The organism is Streptomyces albidoflavus, assembly GCF_000719955.1.
Classification (GTDB): Bacteria; Actinomycetota; Actinomycetes; order Streptomycetales; family Streptomycetaceae; genus Streptomyces; species Streptomyces albidoflavus.
Genome location: NZ_JOII01000032.1, coordinates 23,844 through 38,362 on the forward strand (window position 1 = coordinate 23,844; position 14,519 = coordinate 38,362).

9 protein-coding genes are annotated in these 14,519 nt (G+C 73.2%); 6 read left to right on the forward strand and 3 right to left on the reverse strand.

What is annotated here, in order from left to right; genetic code table 11:
* Positions 1-29: 29 nt before the first annotated feature.
* From IF45_RS0125560 to obgE, 6 genes are all read left to right on the forward strand, one after another.
* Positions 30-1,019: a tellurite resistance/C4-dicarboxylate transporter family protein gene (locus IF45_RS0125560; RefSeq protein ID WP_030309806.1), complete on the forward strand. Its 990-nt coding sequence runs from the start codon at positions 30-32 to the stop codon at positions 1,017-1,019.
* A gap of 242 nt (positions 1,020-1,261) precedes the next feature.
* A complete protein-coding gene (locus IF45_RS0125565) occupies positions 1,262-2,053 on the forward strand; it encodes a TIGR03936 family radical SAM-associated protein (RefSeq protein ID WP_003948031.1) in 792 nt (263 codons plus the stop codon).
* Between the two features lie 237 nt (positions 2,054-2,290).
* Positions 2,291-6,661 (forward strand): Rne/Rng family ribonuclease, encoded by a 4,371-nt coding sequence (locus tag IF45_RS0125570; protein ID WP_030309808.1) that lies wholly within the window; start codon positions 2,291-2,293, stop codon positions 6,659-6,661.
* 282 nt (positions 6,662-6,943) lie between these two features.
* Positions 6,944-7,264 carry a 50S ribosomal protein L21 gene (rplU, locus tag IF45_RS0125575; RefSeq protein WP_003948029.1) on the forward strand — a complete coding sequence of 107 codons (321 nt, stop codon included), beginning with the start codon at positions 6,944-6,946 and terminating at the stop codon, positions 7,262-7,264.
* Positions 7,265-7,278: 14 nt separating this feature from the next.
* A complete protein-coding gene (rpmA, locus tag IF45_RS0125580) occupies positions 7,279-7,533 on the forward strand; it encodes a 50S ribosomal protein L27 (RefSeq protein ID WP_003948028.1) in 255 nt (84 codons plus the stop codon).
* 199 nt (positions 7,534-7,732) lie between these two features.
* Positions 7,733-9,178 (forward strand): GTPase ObgE, encoded by a 1,446-nt coding sequence (gene obgE, locus IF45_RS0125585; protein ID WP_003948027.1) that lies wholly within the window; start codon positions 7,733-7,735, stop codon positions 9,176-9,178.
* Between the two features lie 78 nt (positions 9,179-9,256).
* Here the strand turns inward: obgE and IF45_RS0125590 are convergent, their stop codons facing one another.
* The 3 genes from IF45_RS0125590 to IF45_RS0125600 form a co-directional block, all read right to left on the reverse strand.
* A complete protein-coding gene (locus IF45_RS0125590) occupies positions 9,257-10,363 on the reverse strand; it encodes a CDP-alcohol phosphatidyltransferase family protein (protein ID WP_030309810.1) in 1,107 nt (368 codons plus the stop codon).
* 279 nt (positions 10,364-10,642) lie between these two features.
* Complete coding sequence (locus tag IF45_RS0125595) at positions 10,643-11,803, reverse strand: acyltransferase family protein (protein ID WP_008408011.1); 1,161 nt, start codon at positions 11,801-11,803, stop codon at positions 10,643-10,645.
* Positions 11,804-12,017: 214 nt separating this feature from the next.
* Positions 12,018-14,036, reverse strand: coding sequence for a hypothetical protein (locus IF45_RS0125600; RefSeq protein WP_030309812.1), 2,019 nt, complete (start codon positions 14,034-14,036; stop codon positions 12,018-12,020).
* Positions 14,037-14,519 lie beyond the last annotated feature (483 nt).

Sequence of the window (14,519 nt, forward strand, 5' to 3'; positions counted from 1 at the left end):
CTGGGTCGCGGCGGGCTGAAGGTGGCTTCATGGCATCTCCCGTAGCGACGGCCGCCAGGCGTAAGGGGCCCCTCATGGCGATCGGACCCGTGGCCGGCGCCGCCGTGATGGCCACCGGGATCGTTTCCGTCGGCTGTCATCTGGTGGGAGCCGAGGTGTTGTCGCGGGTGCTGCTCGGGGTGGCGGCTGTCGGGTGGGTGGTGCTCGTGGGGGTTTTTCTGGGGCACTTCTTCGGGGAGCGGGAGCAGTGGTGGGCGGAGTCGCGGACGGCGGCCTCGTTGACCGGGGTGGCGGGGACGGCGGTGGTGGGGACGCGGTCGGTGTTGCTGGGGTGGACGGAGGTGGGGTGGGTGTTGCTGGGGGTGGCGGCGGTGAGCTGGGTGGGGTTGTTGCCGCAGGTGGTGCGGCGGCTGGGGCGGCGGGTGCCGGGGTCGGCGTATCTGACCTGTGTCGCGACGCAGTCGCTCGGGGTGCTGGGGGCGACGCTGGCCGCCGCCACCGGGGTGACCTGGCCGCTGCCGGTCGCGGTGGTGCTGCTGGTCGTGGGGTTCGGGCTGTACGTGCTGGTGCTGCTGCACTTCGACTTCCACCAGCTCAAGGAGGGCGCGGGGGACCACTGGGTGGCCTGTGGGGCGCTGGCCATCTCGGCGCTGGCCGCGGGCAAGCTGACGGCGGCGAGCGGGGCGCCGCTCAAGTGGGCCGAGCCGTTGCGGCCCTGGCTGCTGGCGGTCACCCTCGTGCTGCTGCTGGCGGCCCTCGCCTGGTACGCGGTGATCGCCGTGGCCGAGCTGCGCTGGCCACGGCTGGGCTACGACCCCAGGCGGTGGGCCACCGTCTTCCCGCTGGGGATGACGGCGGTGGCCGCGCTGACCGCCGCCGGGGAGGTCGGGCCCGCCACCTCCGGCTGGCTCGAACCCCTCGGGCGGGTGCTGCTCTGGGTGGCCGTGGCGGTCTGGGCGCTGGTGGCGGCGGGGCTGGCGAGGCGGCTGGCGGGAGGGGCGTTGCGCCGTACGCCGTAACCGGGGGAGCGGAGGGCGGGGACGGGGCCGAGCATGGGGGTGAGCGGGCGGTCCGGCGCTCCTGACGACGCCACTCTGCCGGAGCGGACCGCCCGCTTGCCCCTGCCGCCGTGGGAAGGCGCCGGGCCCGGGAACCTCCCGGCGGCGTGGCGCGTACCCTAGGTAGTGGTACGACCGCACTCACGAGGGACTGAACGACACTGGGTAAGCGACAGCCCGTAGGGCCTCCGCCCGCGCCGACGGTGCAGCGGATCCGTCTGCGCTACACCAAGCGCGGCCGCCTGCGGTTCACCAGCCACCGAGACTTCCAGCGCGCCTTCGAGCGGGCCCTGCGCCGCGCCGAGGTGCCGATGGCCTACTCGGCGGGCTTCACGCCCCACCCGAAGGTGAGTTACGCCAACGCCGCGCCCACCGGTACGGGCAGTGAGGCGGAGTACCTGGAGATCGGGCTCTCCGCGCCCCGCGACCCCGCCACGCTGCGGGAACTGCTCGACGCCTCGATGCCCGACGGGCTCGACATCACCGACGCCGTCGAGGCGCGTACCTCCGGTCTCGCCGACCGGCTCCAGGCCTCCGTCTGGGAACTCCGGCTCGACCAGGTCGAGCCGGAGGCGGCCCGGGCCGCCGTCGCCGCCTTCGAGGCGGCGGAGACGGTCGAGGTCCAGCGGCGCACCAAGAACGGCATGCGGACCTTCGACGCCCGCGCCGCCGTGGTCGCGCTGGAGGTCGCCGATGCCCCGGACGAGCCGGGTGATAGGCCGTCGGCGCGGCCCTGTGCGATACTGCGGCTGGTTGTGCGGCACGAGACACCCGCCGTACGACCCGACGACGTCCTGTCCGGTCTCCGAGTAGTGGCCGACCTGGCGCCGCCGGTCCCCGCTGCGGTGACCAGGCTGGCGCAGGGGCCTTTCGACGACGAGACCGGCACGGTGACCGATCCGCTCGCGCCCGACCGCGAGGCAGTCGAGGCCGCCCCCTCCGAGGGCGCCCCGCACGCCGCCGCGCAGGCAACCACAGCGGTGGGTCCCGCGTAGGGACGCTCGCCGCAGCGCCGCCCTCGAATCCGGGAGCCACCTGGGTCGGGCAGCGCACCGACCAGAAGACTTTCGCCAGGCCGCCCGCGAGACGCGTACGGAACCGGCGAGAACAGGACAGAGAAGCTCCCGTGCGGCGCCCGCGCCCCGGAGGACGGTCCCGCGCACCTTTCGCGCGAAGGCGACCGCCACCGGATTCGACGCGGCGCCCGGGAGCGTGACGGGAGATACCCCCGCATGCTCGGATCGAACGATCCCGCCGAAGGCGTGGACGTGGACAACGACAGCCCCAGCGACACCCTGCCGCCGCGCCGGCGACGGCGGGCCGCCTCCCGGCCCGCCGGACCGCCCGTGGCGGCCGGGAGCGAGGCCGAGGCCGTGGCCATACCGGCTCCGGTAGCGGCTGAGACCGAGGCGCCCGCCGCCGAGGCGCCCTCCGGCGACGAGCCGGCCGCGCGCCCGCGCAGCCGCGCCTCCCGACGGGCCACCGCGCCCGCCGGAACCCCCGCCGCCGAGGCGGAGACCACCGTGGAGAGCCCGGCGGAACCGCAGCCCGCCGCCGCTCAGCCGGAGGAGCCGGCCGAGGCCGCCCCGGCCCGCCCGCGCCGCCGTGCCACCCGCCGTGCCTCGGCACCGGCCGGGGCGCCCGCCGGTACGCCGGACGCGCCCGCCGCCGAGGCGGCCGAGCCCGCCGAGCCGCAGGCCCCCGAGACCCCGGCCGAGACCGACGAGGCCGCCCCCGCGCGGCCCCGTCGCCGTGCCACCCGGCGCGCCACCGCGCCCGCCGGAACCCCCGCCGCCGAGGCGGAGACCACCGCCCCGACCCCGGCGGAACCGCAGTCCGCCCCGGTCGCGGCCCTGGCGGAGGAGCCGGCCGAGGAGGCCGCCCCCGCCCGTCCGCGCCGCCGCGCCTCGCGCCGGGCCTCCGCGCCCGCCGGTACCCCCGGGACCGCCGAGGTCGTGGAGCAGGCCGAGCAGACCGCCCCCGCCGAGTCGGCCGCCCCCGCCGAGCAGGCCGCTCCCGCCGAGGAGAGCGCCGCTCCGGCCCGTAAGCGTCGCCGTGCCACCCGGCCCGCCGAGGCCGCCGCGCCCGCGCCCGTCGAGGAGGAGGCGGCCGAGGAGCCCGCCGCCGCCGAGGCGGAGTCCGCCGCGCCGGCCGAGGAGGCCGCCCCCACCCGTACGCGCCGTCGTGCCACTCGTCGCGTTTCCGCACCCGTCTCCAGCCCCGTGGCTGCCGAGGCCGAAGGCACGCCGGAGGAGCCCACCGTGGCCGAGGACAGCAGCACCGAAGCGAGCAGCGGCGACACCGCCGAGGAGTCCGGCCCACGCCGCGCCCGTCGCAAGCCGGTCCGCAAGGGCGGGCTGTTCAGCGAGCCCGACCAGCCGAAGGGCGACCGCGAGGAGCGCCAGGAGAAGGAGTCGGGCGGGCGGGGTTCGCGCCGTCGTCCGGCGGTCGCCGTCTTCCAGGCGCCGGTCTTCTCCGAGCCCATGTTCCAGACGCCGGAGCGCGCCGCCGCCGAGGCCGCCTCCTCGGCCGCCGCCGACACCGCCGCGCCCGAGCCGGAGGCCGAGGAGCAGACGCCGCGCAAGCGCCGTCGCCGCCGCGGTGAGGACGCCCCGGCGCAGGAGGCCGCGCCGGTCCAGGAGAAGCCGGCCGAGCGGGCCCCCGAGCCCGAGGCCGCCGGGGACGAGGCCGAGGACGAGCACCACGGCGCCCGGGACGACGAGGAGCACGAGAACGGCGAGCGCCCCTCGCGCCGTCGCCGCCGGGGTGGCCGTCGCCGCCGTCGCGGTGAGTCGGGCGACGCCGACCACGAGCAGGACGAGCAGCAGGAGCAGGGCTCCGACGCGCGTACCGGTGGCGAGGACAGCGCCGCCGAGGACGAGAAGGACGACCAGGCCGAGGACGAGGGCCGCGACGAGCAGCGGGACGAGGACGCCGACAACGGCTCGGGCTCCAGCAGCAGCCGCCGGCGCCGGCGGCGTCGTCGCCGTGCCGGGGACGGCGGGGGCGAGCCGGAGCAGGCCGCCTCCGGGGACGACCCGGAGCGCACCGTCGTCAAGGTCCGCGAGCCGCGCGAGCGGAAGAAGGACGAGCCGGGCACCGGTCCCGACGAGGTCCAGTCCATCAAGGGCTCGACCCGCCTGGAGGCGAAGAAGCAGCGCCGCCGGGAGGGCCGCGAGCAGGGCCGCCGCCGGGTGCCGATCATCACCGAGGCGGAGTTCCTGGCGCGCCGCGAGGCCGTCGAGCGCGTGATGGTCGTCCGCCAGAGCGGCGAGCGCACCCAGATCGGCGTGCTGGAGGACGACGTCCTCGTCGAGCACTACGTCAACAAGGAGCAGGCCACCTCCTACGTCGGCAACGTCTACCTGGGCAAGGTCCAGAACGTCCTGCCGTCGATGGAGGCCGCCTTCATCGACATCGGCAAGGGCCGCAACGCCGTGCTGTACGCCGGTGAGGTCAACTTCGCCGCGCTCGGCATGGCCCACGGCCCGCGCCGCATCGAGTCGGCGCTCAAGTCCGGCCAGTCGGTCCTGGTGCAGGTCACCAAGGACCCGATCGGCCACAAGGGCGCCCGCCTGACCAGCCAGGTCTCGCTGCCCGGCCGGTACCTCGTCTACGTCCCCGAGGGGTCGATGACGGGCATCAGCCGCAAGCTGCCCGACACCGAGCGGGCCCGCCTCAAGGGCATCCTCAAGAAGATCGTCCCCGAGGACGCGGGCGTCATCGTGCGCACCGCCGCCGAGGGGGCGAGCGAGGAGGAGCTGCGCCGCGACGTGGAGCGGCTGCACGGCCAGTGGCAGGAGATCCAGAAGAAGGCCAACGCGAGCAACGCCAGCTCGCCGAGCCTGCTCTACGGCGAGCCGGACATGACGGTCCGCGTCGTCCGCGACATCTTCAACGAGGACTTCTCCAAGGTCATCGTCAGCGGCGACGAGGCGTGGAAGACCGTCCACGGCTACGTCAGCAAGGTCGCCCCCGACCTGGTCGACCGCCTCCAGCGGTGGACCTCGGAGACGGACGTCTTCGCGACGTACCGGATCGACGAGGGGCTCGCCAAGGCGCTGGACCGCAAGGTGTGGCTGCCCTCGGGCGGTTCGCTGGTGATCGACAAGACCGAGGCGATGATCGTCGTCGACGTCAACACCGGCAAGTTCACCGGGCAGGGCGGCAACCTCGAGGAGACCGTCACCAGGAACAACCTGGAGGCGGCCGAGGAGATCGTGCGCCAGCTGCGGCTGCGCGACCTCGGCGGGATCGTCGTCATCGACTTCATCGACATGGTCCTGGAGTCCAACCGCGACCTGGTCCTGCGCCGTCTGCTGGAGTGCCTGGGCCGGGACCGGACCAAGCACCAGGTGGCCGAGGTGACCTCGTTGGGCCTGGTCCAGATGACCCGTAAGCGGGTCGGCCAGGGGCTGCTGGAGTCGTTCTCGGAGACCTGCGTCCACTGCAACGGCCGGGGTGTCATCGTCCACCTCGACCAGCCGGCCGCCGGCAACGGCGGGGGCGGCAAGCGCAAGAAGCGCGGCAAGGGCGGCCAGGAGGACACCGCCCACACGCACGACCACGGCCACGACCAGGAGACGGAGCCGGAGAGCTTCGAGGTCGAGACCGAGGCCGAGGTCGCCGCCGAGACGGCCGAGCCCGCGGCGCTGCCGGCGCCGGAGTTCGTCCCGGACGAGGAGCTGTACAGCAGCGCCGCCGAGGCCGAGGCCGCCGCCGGTTCGGGCCGCCGCAACCGCCGCCGCGCCACCCGCCGGGCCTCCGCGCCCGCCGGTACGCCGCGCCGCGAGCAGGCCCCGGCCGCCGAGCCGGAGCAGACCGTGCCGGTCGCCGAGGAGCCGGCCGCCGCGCCGGAGCCGGTCGTCGAGGCGCCCGTCGTCGAGGCGCCCGTCGCCGAGGCCCCGGCCGCCGAGGTGCCGAAGGAGGACGAGGCGCCCAAGCGTGGCCGTCGCCGTGCCGTCCGCCGGGCCTCCGCGCCCGCCGGTGCGCCGGCCGCGGCCGAGCCGGTCGCCGAGGCTCCCGCCCCGGCCGCCGAGGTCGCCGAGGCGCCCCAGGCCACGCCGGTGGCCCCGGAGCCCGAGGCCGAGCCGCAGCCGGAGCCCGCTCCGGCCACCGCGGCCCCGGCCCGGCCGCGCCGGCGTGCCGTCCGCAAGGCGTCGGCGCCGACCGCGTCGGCCGAGGCGGCCGTGGTGGTCGTCGCCGCCGACCGTCCGGAGCCCGCGCCCGAGGCGGCCCCCGCCGAGGCCCCGGCCGAGACTCCCGCGGGGGAGGAGGCCGAGGCGGCGCCCGCCAAGAAGACGGCGGCCCGTAAGACGGCGAAGAAGGCCACCACGAAGAAGGCCGCGACGAAGAAGACGACGGCCAAGAAGGCCACGGCCAAGTCGGCGGCGGCCGGGGAGACGGCTCCGAAGGAGGCGGCCTCGGACAAGGCGGCGCCTGAGGAGGCTCCCGCCAAGAAGACGACGGCCCGTAAGACGGCCGCCAAGAAGGCCCCGGCGAAGAAGGCCGCCACGGCCAAGAAGGCTCCGGCGAAGAAGGCCACGACCAAGAAGGCGGCGGCCAAGAAGACGGCCGCCACCGCCCAGTCCGACGAGGACTGAGCAGCGTGGCCGCGCGGGCGGGCCGGGTGCGTCCCGGCCCGCCCGCGCGGGCCGGGGTGAGCCGGTGGGACCCGGTTTGACCCTCGGGACAGCGGTCCCGTAGCCTTTACCCTCGGCGTTTGTGCGCCACCCTCTGAGCACCTTCCTCCCGCGATGCGGCGCTCGCAGCGCCTGTCAGGGAGAGGCCGCTCGTCCCTCCCAGGATTCCCCGGGTCCCTCGCGGGCCCGTGTGGGCGGCTGGCTTCAGAGGTCCGTTTCTGAGTGACAGAGAGTGAGATCCGCGTGTACGCCATCGTGCGCAGCGGTGGCCGCCAGCACAAGGTTGCTGTCGGTGACATCGTTGAGGTTGACAAGATTTCCACCGCCAAGGTCGGCGACACGGTCGAGCTCTCGACCCTGCTGCTCGTGGACGGCGAGTCGGTCACCAGCGACCCGTGGGTGCTGGACGGCATCAAGGTCCAGGCCGAGGTCGTCGACCACCACAAGGGTGCGAAGATCGACATCCTTCGCTACAAGAACAAGACCGGTTACCGCCGTCGCCAGGGCCACCGCCAGCAGTACACGGCGGTCAAGGTCACCGGCATCCCCACGGCTGCGAAGTAAGGGACTGAGGAGACATGGCACACAAGAAGGGCGCATCGTCCACTCGGAACGGTCGCGATTCCAATGCTCAGCGGCTCGGCGTGAAGCGCTTCGGCGGTCAGGTCGTCAACGCCGGTGAGATCCTGGTCCGCCAGCGCGGCACCCACTTCCACCCCGGCGCGGGCGTCGGCCGTGGCAAGGACGACACGCTGTTCGCGCTGAACGCCGGCGCGGTGGAGTTCGGTACCCACCGCGGCCGCAAGGTCGTGAACATCGTTCCGGCCGCCTGATCTTCTTCCCAGGCAGCTGACAGCGGTTTTTCGCGAGGGCGGACCTCACTTCCCCGAACGGGAAGGGGGTCCGCCCTTCGCTTGTTGTGGACAATTGAAGAGGAGGACGGCTTTCCGCCGTGCTCCGCAGCACCACCAGCAGTACCAGCAGCACCATCAGTACCCCTGTTTTCCCCTGTGCGTATCGGAGGCACCTTCCATGACCACCTTCGTGGACCGCGTCGAACTGCATGTCGCCGCGGGTAACGGAGGCCACGGCTGTGCCTCCGTCCACCGTGAGAAGTTCAAGCCGCTCGGCGGCCCGGACGGCGGCAACGGCGGCCGGGGCGGGGACGTCGTCCTCGTCGTCGACCAGTCCGTGACCACCCTGCTCGAGTACCACTACAGCCCGCACCGCAAGGCGACCAACGGCAAGCCCGGTGAGGGCGGCAACCGCTCCGGCAAGGACGGCCAGGACCTGGTCCTGCCGGTGCCGGACGGCACCGTCGTCCTCGACCGCAACGGCGAGGTCCTCGCCGACCTGATCGGTGAGGGCACCACCTACGTCGCCGCCAGCGGCGGCCGTGGGGGTCTGGGCAACGCGGCGCTGGCCTCGGCCCGCCGCAAGGCACCCGGCTTCGCGCTGCTCGGCGAGCCCGGTGACGCCGGTGACGTGGTGCTGGAGCTGAAGACCGTCGCCGACGTGGCGCTGGTCGGCTACCCGAGCGCGGGCAAGTCCTCGCTGATCTCGGTGCTCTCCGCGGCCCGCCCGAAGATCGCCGACTACCCGTTCACCACGCTGGTCCCCAACCTCGGTGTGGTCACCGCCGGTTCGACCGTCTACACGGTGGCGGACGTGCCCGGCCTCATCCCCGGCGCCAGCCAGGGCAAGGGCCTCGGCCTGGAGTTCCTGCGGCACGTCGAGCGGTGCTCGGTGCTGGTGCACGTGCTGGACACGGCGACGCTGGAGTCGGACCGCGACCCGGTCTCCGACCTCGACGTGATCGAGGAGGAGCTGAGGAGCTACGGCGGCCTGGACGGCCGTCCGCGCGTCGTCGTCCTCAACAAGATCGACGTGACCGACGGCCAGGACCTCGCCGAGATGGTCCGCCCCGACCTGGAGGCACGCGGCTACCGCGTCTTCGAGGTCTCCGCCGTCGCCCACAAGGGACTCAAGGAGCTGTCGTTCGCGCTGGCCGAACTGGTCGGCGAGGCCCGCGCGGCCCGTCCGAAGGAGGAGGCGACCCGGGTCGTCATCCGCCCGAAGGCCGTGGACGACTCCGGGTTCACCGTGACCCGCGAGGAGGAGTCGCTGTACCGGGTGCGCGGCGAGAAGCCGGAGCGCTGGGTGCGGCAGACCGACTTCAACAACGACGAGGCGGTGGGCTACCTCGCCGACCGCCTCAACCGCCTCGGTGTCGAGGAGGAGCTGATGAAGGCCGGTGCCCGCGCGGGCGACGGCGTCGCCATCGGCCCCGAGGACAACGCCGTGGTCTTCGACTGGGAGCCGACCATGCTGGCCGGCGCCGAGATGCTCGGCCGCCGTGGCGAGGACCACCGCCTGGAGGGCGAGCGTCCCGCCGCCCAGCGCCGCCGCGACAAGCAGGCCGCACGCGACGAGGCGCAGGACGAGTACGAGGGCTTCCACCCCTTCGCGGGAGGCTGAGCCCGGACAGCAGTACGCCGAAGGGGCGGACCCCAGCTGGGGTCCGCCCCTTCGGCGTGCGTACCGCGCGGTGGCGGGTCAGATGCGGGCGTCGTCGCCCTGCTTCTGGTTCTGCTCGGCGGCGGGGGCCTCGGCCTGGGCCGGGACGCTCACCTCGGCGGGGACGGCCACCGGCTCGGGCACCGGGTACTTGGCGAGGGTGCGCTCGAAGTCCCGGGTGGAGAGCAGCAGCTTGTAGATGATGGCCAGCTCGAAGACCATCAGCAGGACACCGCTGCCGATGGTGACGGGCAGGACGGCGCCGAAGAGCGGGCCGACGATGAAGACGCCCATCTGGAACTCGATGCCGCTGATGAGGTGGGCGCGGATGCGGTGGCGCAGCAGCAGGCTGCGGAACTTGCCGTACCAGGGGAAGCGGCTCTTGAACTCCTGGTGGAGGTCGACGACGACCTTCTCGCGGGCCGGGGCGGTGGTGCCGTCGGCGTTCTCCGGCTCGTCCGCGGCGGCGGAGACCTGGCCGGTGGCGACCTGCTCGGCCAGCTCGTCGTGGGTGTTGTCGATGTCGGCCGCGGGGTTGTCGCGGAGCAGGTCCTCCATGAAGTGCAGCTCGTCGCGCTGCTCCTGCTCGACGGCGTCGGGGTGCTGGTTCTCCATGCTGCGGCGGGCGGCGCGGGCGCGGGCCTTGATCTTCTTGCGCATGCTGTGGCGCACCTTGAAGATCTGGAGCGCGTCGATGTAGCGCAGCATGTCGAGGAAGACCACGACCAGGGCGAGCCAGACGTAGACGACGTCACCGGTGCGCGCGTACTGGCCGCCCATCAGGGCGACGGCGCAGGCCAGCACGCGGATGCGGTCGAAGACGTAGTCGAGCCAGCCGCCGAACTCCGAGCCCCGGCCGGTGAGCCGGGCGAGCTTGCCGTCCATGCAGTCGAGGATGAAGCTGACGTGGTACAGGACGGCGCCGATGATCAGCCACATCCAGTCGGCCTGCGCGAAGCAGGCCGCCGCGCCGAGTCCGAGGAAGAGGGCCGCCCAGGTGATCTGGTTGGGCGTCACCCAGCGGGCGTACTTGGCCGTCCAGCGGACCAGCGGGGTGGCGACCGGGTCGACCAGCAGCACCGTCCACCAGGCGTCGCGCTTCTTCTCGGTCAGGCGACGCACTTCGGAGAGCGGAGGTATTTCCATGGAGTCAGCAATCTTCCCGTGGGGTGGGTCCAGACAATGCCTGCGGCCGTGGTCGTGCCGGAGGCCGTGCGGCTGCGGCGGACGGCGCAGGGGCATCGGGACCGGCGTCTCTCAGTGGAGAAGGCCGCCGAAAGACTAGCCCAGCCGTGATCGCCCGCGCGGGCGCCGAGTTGACGCCCTGGGACCGCTACGGATCACGGTCGCCGATTTATGCGGCTCTTTGTCCTGAATGGACTGTTGGCTTCCACTCAGGTTGCGTTTGACCTCGCGTGACATAAGTCATATCGCTGATTGTTCACCGTCCCGTCGGCCGGTGGAAGTGGACGACCCCCCACCGCTTGGGGTATTGGGAGCACCCGAGGGGCGCGCGGGGTCGTGGAAGAGCCAGTCGAGCTTCGGTTCCATCACGCACCGGAAGACCCGGCGCACCGGTGCCGTGGTGAGGACGACCGCGAGGACGGCCGCCAGGGTGCTGATGGTGACCGCGCCGAGGACGGTGCCCGAGAACGCGTTGTCGTACCAGCCCCAGAAGTGCGCGCCCTTCGCCAGGAAGCCGTGCAGGAGGTACGCGTAGAGGGTGCCGGCGCCGAGCGCGGTGAACCAGGTGCGGCGGCCAGGGACCAGGGCGAGGAAGGCGAAGCTCAGCACGAGCGAGCAGACGAGCATCCCGACCGTCATCGAAACCCCCGCCCACCAGGGGGCGTTGAGGTCCTGGGCGGCGTCACGTCGGTAGAACCAGTCCGGGTTCATGCGCAGCACGGCCCAGTACGCGACCAGCGCGCCACCCGCCAGGACGGGGACGGCGGCGATCCGCACGCGGCGCTCCCGCAGCCGCGTGAAGTGCTCGGGGCGCATCTTCAGGCCGAGGACGAAGAAGGGCAGGAACTGCAGGACGCGCTGGAGGCCGAGGTCCGGGCCGATCCACGGGTCGATCGAGGCGAGCGCGGCGATGGCGGTGGAGAGCAGGAACGGGTGGCGGACCTGCTGCCAGAGCGGCGCGGTCAGCCGCCAGATGAACAGGGCCATCAGGAACCAGGTCAGGTACCAGGGGTGCAGGAGGCTGATCTTCAGCTCCTCGCCCTCCGCCCAGGCCCGGAAGACGTTGAGGGCGATCTCGAAGACCGCGTACGGCACCAGCACGCTGCCGACCAGGCGCTTGAGCTGGCGCGGCTCGTGGCGGAAACTCCGCGAGAAGTAGCCGGATATGAGGGTGAAGGCCGGCATGTGGAAGGCGTAGAGCAGGAGGTAGCCGGCGGCCAGGACGTGGTTGTCGTCGCGCAGCGCCTCCCAGGAGTGGCCGACCACGACGAGCACGATCGCGAGGAACTTCGCGTTGTCGAAGAAGGGGTCGCGGGCGGCGGCCGGGGACTTGGCCGCGGGAGCGGCGCCGTCGGCCGGGGTGGTGGCGCCGGGGACCGTGCCGAGGGAGGTGGGGGGCACGGGGGCTCCCTCCGTTCTGTTGTCGAGGGCCCGGCGCCGGGTGCGCCGTCCGCGAGGACGTCAGTGTGAGCGGAGCCGCCCGGCGCTCGCAAATGCGGCCGTCTCGCCCGGCCGGTGCCGAAGTGGTCCCGGACGGTGGGAAAGTGGCCGGAAAAAGCCCGGAGGGGCCCGGTTCTCACCGGGCCCCTCCGGGGGTGTGCTGTACCGCTTTCGTTCAGGACGGCGAGGGTGCCGCCTCCGCCGGGTCGGCCGTGTCGGCGGCCGCCAGGTGGTCGCGCTGGGTGGGGATGCCGGAGGCGGGGGCCTCCGGGCGGGCCGTGCCGCGCAGCAGCGTCTTCTGCTCCAGCGCCCGCGCCGCGTCCCGCAGCCGGCTGACCGAGGGCGGGTCGGAGGGGCCGAGCAGATGCAGCTTCAGCTCGGCGCGGTCCTTCACCAGGGTGTCCTGGCCGGGGTCGCGCACCGCGGCGAGCAGCCCCGGGACGCCGTCGCCGGCCGGGGCGAGGATGGTGGCCGCGCGCACCGTGGTGAAGGCGGCGCGGAACTCGTCCTCGGTCATCCCGCTGGTGTTGGCCACGGCGTACGGCTTCTCGCTGGCGAGCCAGTCGGAGACGACCGAGGAGACGTCGCTGATGAGGACGTCGGCCTGGTTGAAGCAGGAGAAGATGCCGGGGCGGGCGGCGGTGATGATCTGGTGCTGTCCCTCGTCGAAGGAGCCCCAGTACGCGGCGTCCCAGGCGGCGGTGGCCCGCTCGACCTCGGCGGCCTGGCCGGAGTCCGGCTCGCCCTGGGCGAGCATCCGCTCCACGTCGTCGGCGGCGTCGCGGAAGGAGGAGCTGGTGGCCCGCTCCAGCTCGGCGGTGCGGCGGGCCAGTTCGGCGGCGTCGACCGTGGGCGCGGTGGTGGCAGGGCGGCGCCGGTTGGCCTCGCGGATCATGGCCTGGATGCGCTCGTTGGCGGCGCCGGCGCGCGGGTCGACCGAGCCGGTCATCGGGTGCGGCTTGTAGAGGAGCCGCACCCCCGGGTCGGCGAGCAGCGCGCGGACGATGTTCTCGCCGGCCAGGACCACCGAGGTGTTGCCCGGGTTGCCGTCCCAGCCCTCCCAGGTGGGGGCGTACAGCACGGTGGTGTACGTGCCGGTGGGCGGGCCCGCGTAGGGCAGGACCGGGTCGAGCTGGGGGCGGCCCACCTCGACGACGTCCCGGTCGTCGATGCCGACGTCGGCGAGGGCGTACCGCTCGCGGGCGGCCGGGCCCGCCACCCAGACCTCGTCGTACGCCTTGGCGTAGGGGTTGCAGGAGGAGAGCTTGTCGCTCTCGCCGTGGTTGACGAAGGCGTGCTTGATGGTGGGCACGCGCAGGATCTGCGAGGTCTTCCCGGAGTTGGCCGGGTGGATCATCATCCGCAGGGTCGAGTGCTCCAGCCGCATCAGGGTGGCTACCTTGGGCAGGCAGATCACCGGGATGTCGGTGGCGGCGATCTTCTGCACCATGAAGCGCTCACGCAGCACGATCACCGGCCGGCCGTCCAGCGCGGCCAGCGGTTCCAGCCACATGTTGGCCTGGTACGCCGAGGTGGTGCCGCCGGAGAAGTACATGCCGACGGTGGGCCGGTACTCCGCGAGCCAGGCGTCCAGCCATGCCAGCGCCTCCTCCTCGGAGACCGGGCGGCGCGAGGGCAGCAGGTGCAGCGTCAGCCGCACCAGGCCGACGGCCATCAGCGCCACCGAGACGGCCACGCCGACGGCGGAGGGCAAGCCGTCGTCGACGATGGCGGTCACCAGCAGGCTGAGCGTCGCGGGCGCGCCGAAGGCGAGCAGCCGGTGGCCGGCGCGGCGGGTCAGCAGGCTCGGCGGGGCGGAGCTGAGACGCAGGGCCGAGGCGTCGATGTTGCGGGTGACGAACGGAAGCGTGCGGCTCCGGCGGACCTTGACCGACACCGCCTGGACGGTGAAGTGCAGGGCGTAGAGGACCAGCAGGCCGATCACCACGGGCAGGAAGACCGACTCCTGGCTCTGCTGCTCTATCCGCAGCAGGCCGACCACCAGGAGCAGGTCGCGCAGCAGCTGGCGGACGGTGACGTCGGCGTGGGCCTTCGCCATCAGGGTCACCGTGCGGCGCTGCCAGCGGTGCAGGGCGGCGTCGGTGGCCAGGCCGATCGCGGTGGCGACGGCCAGCAGCAGGGTGTTGGGGAGCAGGGCTCCGACGACCTGGGCGACGAAGGCGCCGGCCAGCACGGCGGGCGGCAGCAGCCGGACCGACTTCCGCAGAGCGGCAGCCGCACGCGGGGCGGCAGGGGGGATCGTAGACAAGGTGCACTCTCTCCAGTCAGGTCCGGCACGCGACGGCGGGAGTGGGGGATGTCGGCGTGGCCTGGGCTTGCTGGTCAACGGCGAGGGTGAGTCCTCGGTAATGGGCTCGGATCAGACCACGCTACGGCCCGCGTGCGGCATACCTGTGCGTTATACGTGAAGACGATGTGAGAGAAAGCTGACTGTTTGTTGTGGGTGTCGTGACCGGATGGTGTGCACGACGTGGCGTGGTCACACTCCGTCGTCTGTGAAGGAGTTGGTGTGAGCCGTCGCCATGGGGTGTTTTGTGGGCATTTTGAGGCTTCCGCCTGTGGCCCCGGTCACCGTGCGACCTGGGATGGGGTGAAGGGTGGGTGACGGTGCGCGGGCGAGCGGGTGCTGCCCGCCGGTCACGGAACGTACATGTGG

Excerpts from the sequence above, each read along its gene's own strand:
- IF45_RS0125570 (WP_030309808.1), top strand. The coding sequence starts at position 2,291 with ATGCTCGGATCGAACGATCCCGCCGAAGGCGTGGACGTGGACAACGAC.
- IF45_RS0125590 (WP_030309810.1), bottom strand. The coding sequence starts at position 10,363 with ATGGAAATACCTCCGCTCTCCGAAGTGCGTCGCCTGACCGAGAAGAAG.
- obgE (WP_003948027.1), top strand. The coding sequence starts at position 7,733 with ATGACCACCTTCGTGGACCGCGTCGAACTGCATGTCGCCGCGGGTAAC.
- IF45_RS0125560 (WP_030309806.1), top strand. The coding sequence starts at position 30 with ATGGCATCTCCCGTAGCGACGGCCGCCAGGCGTAAGGGGCCCCTCATG.
- rpmA (WP_003948028.1), top strand. The coding sequence starts at position 7,279 with ATGGCACACAAGAAGGGCGCATCGTCCACTCGGAACGGTCGCGATTCC.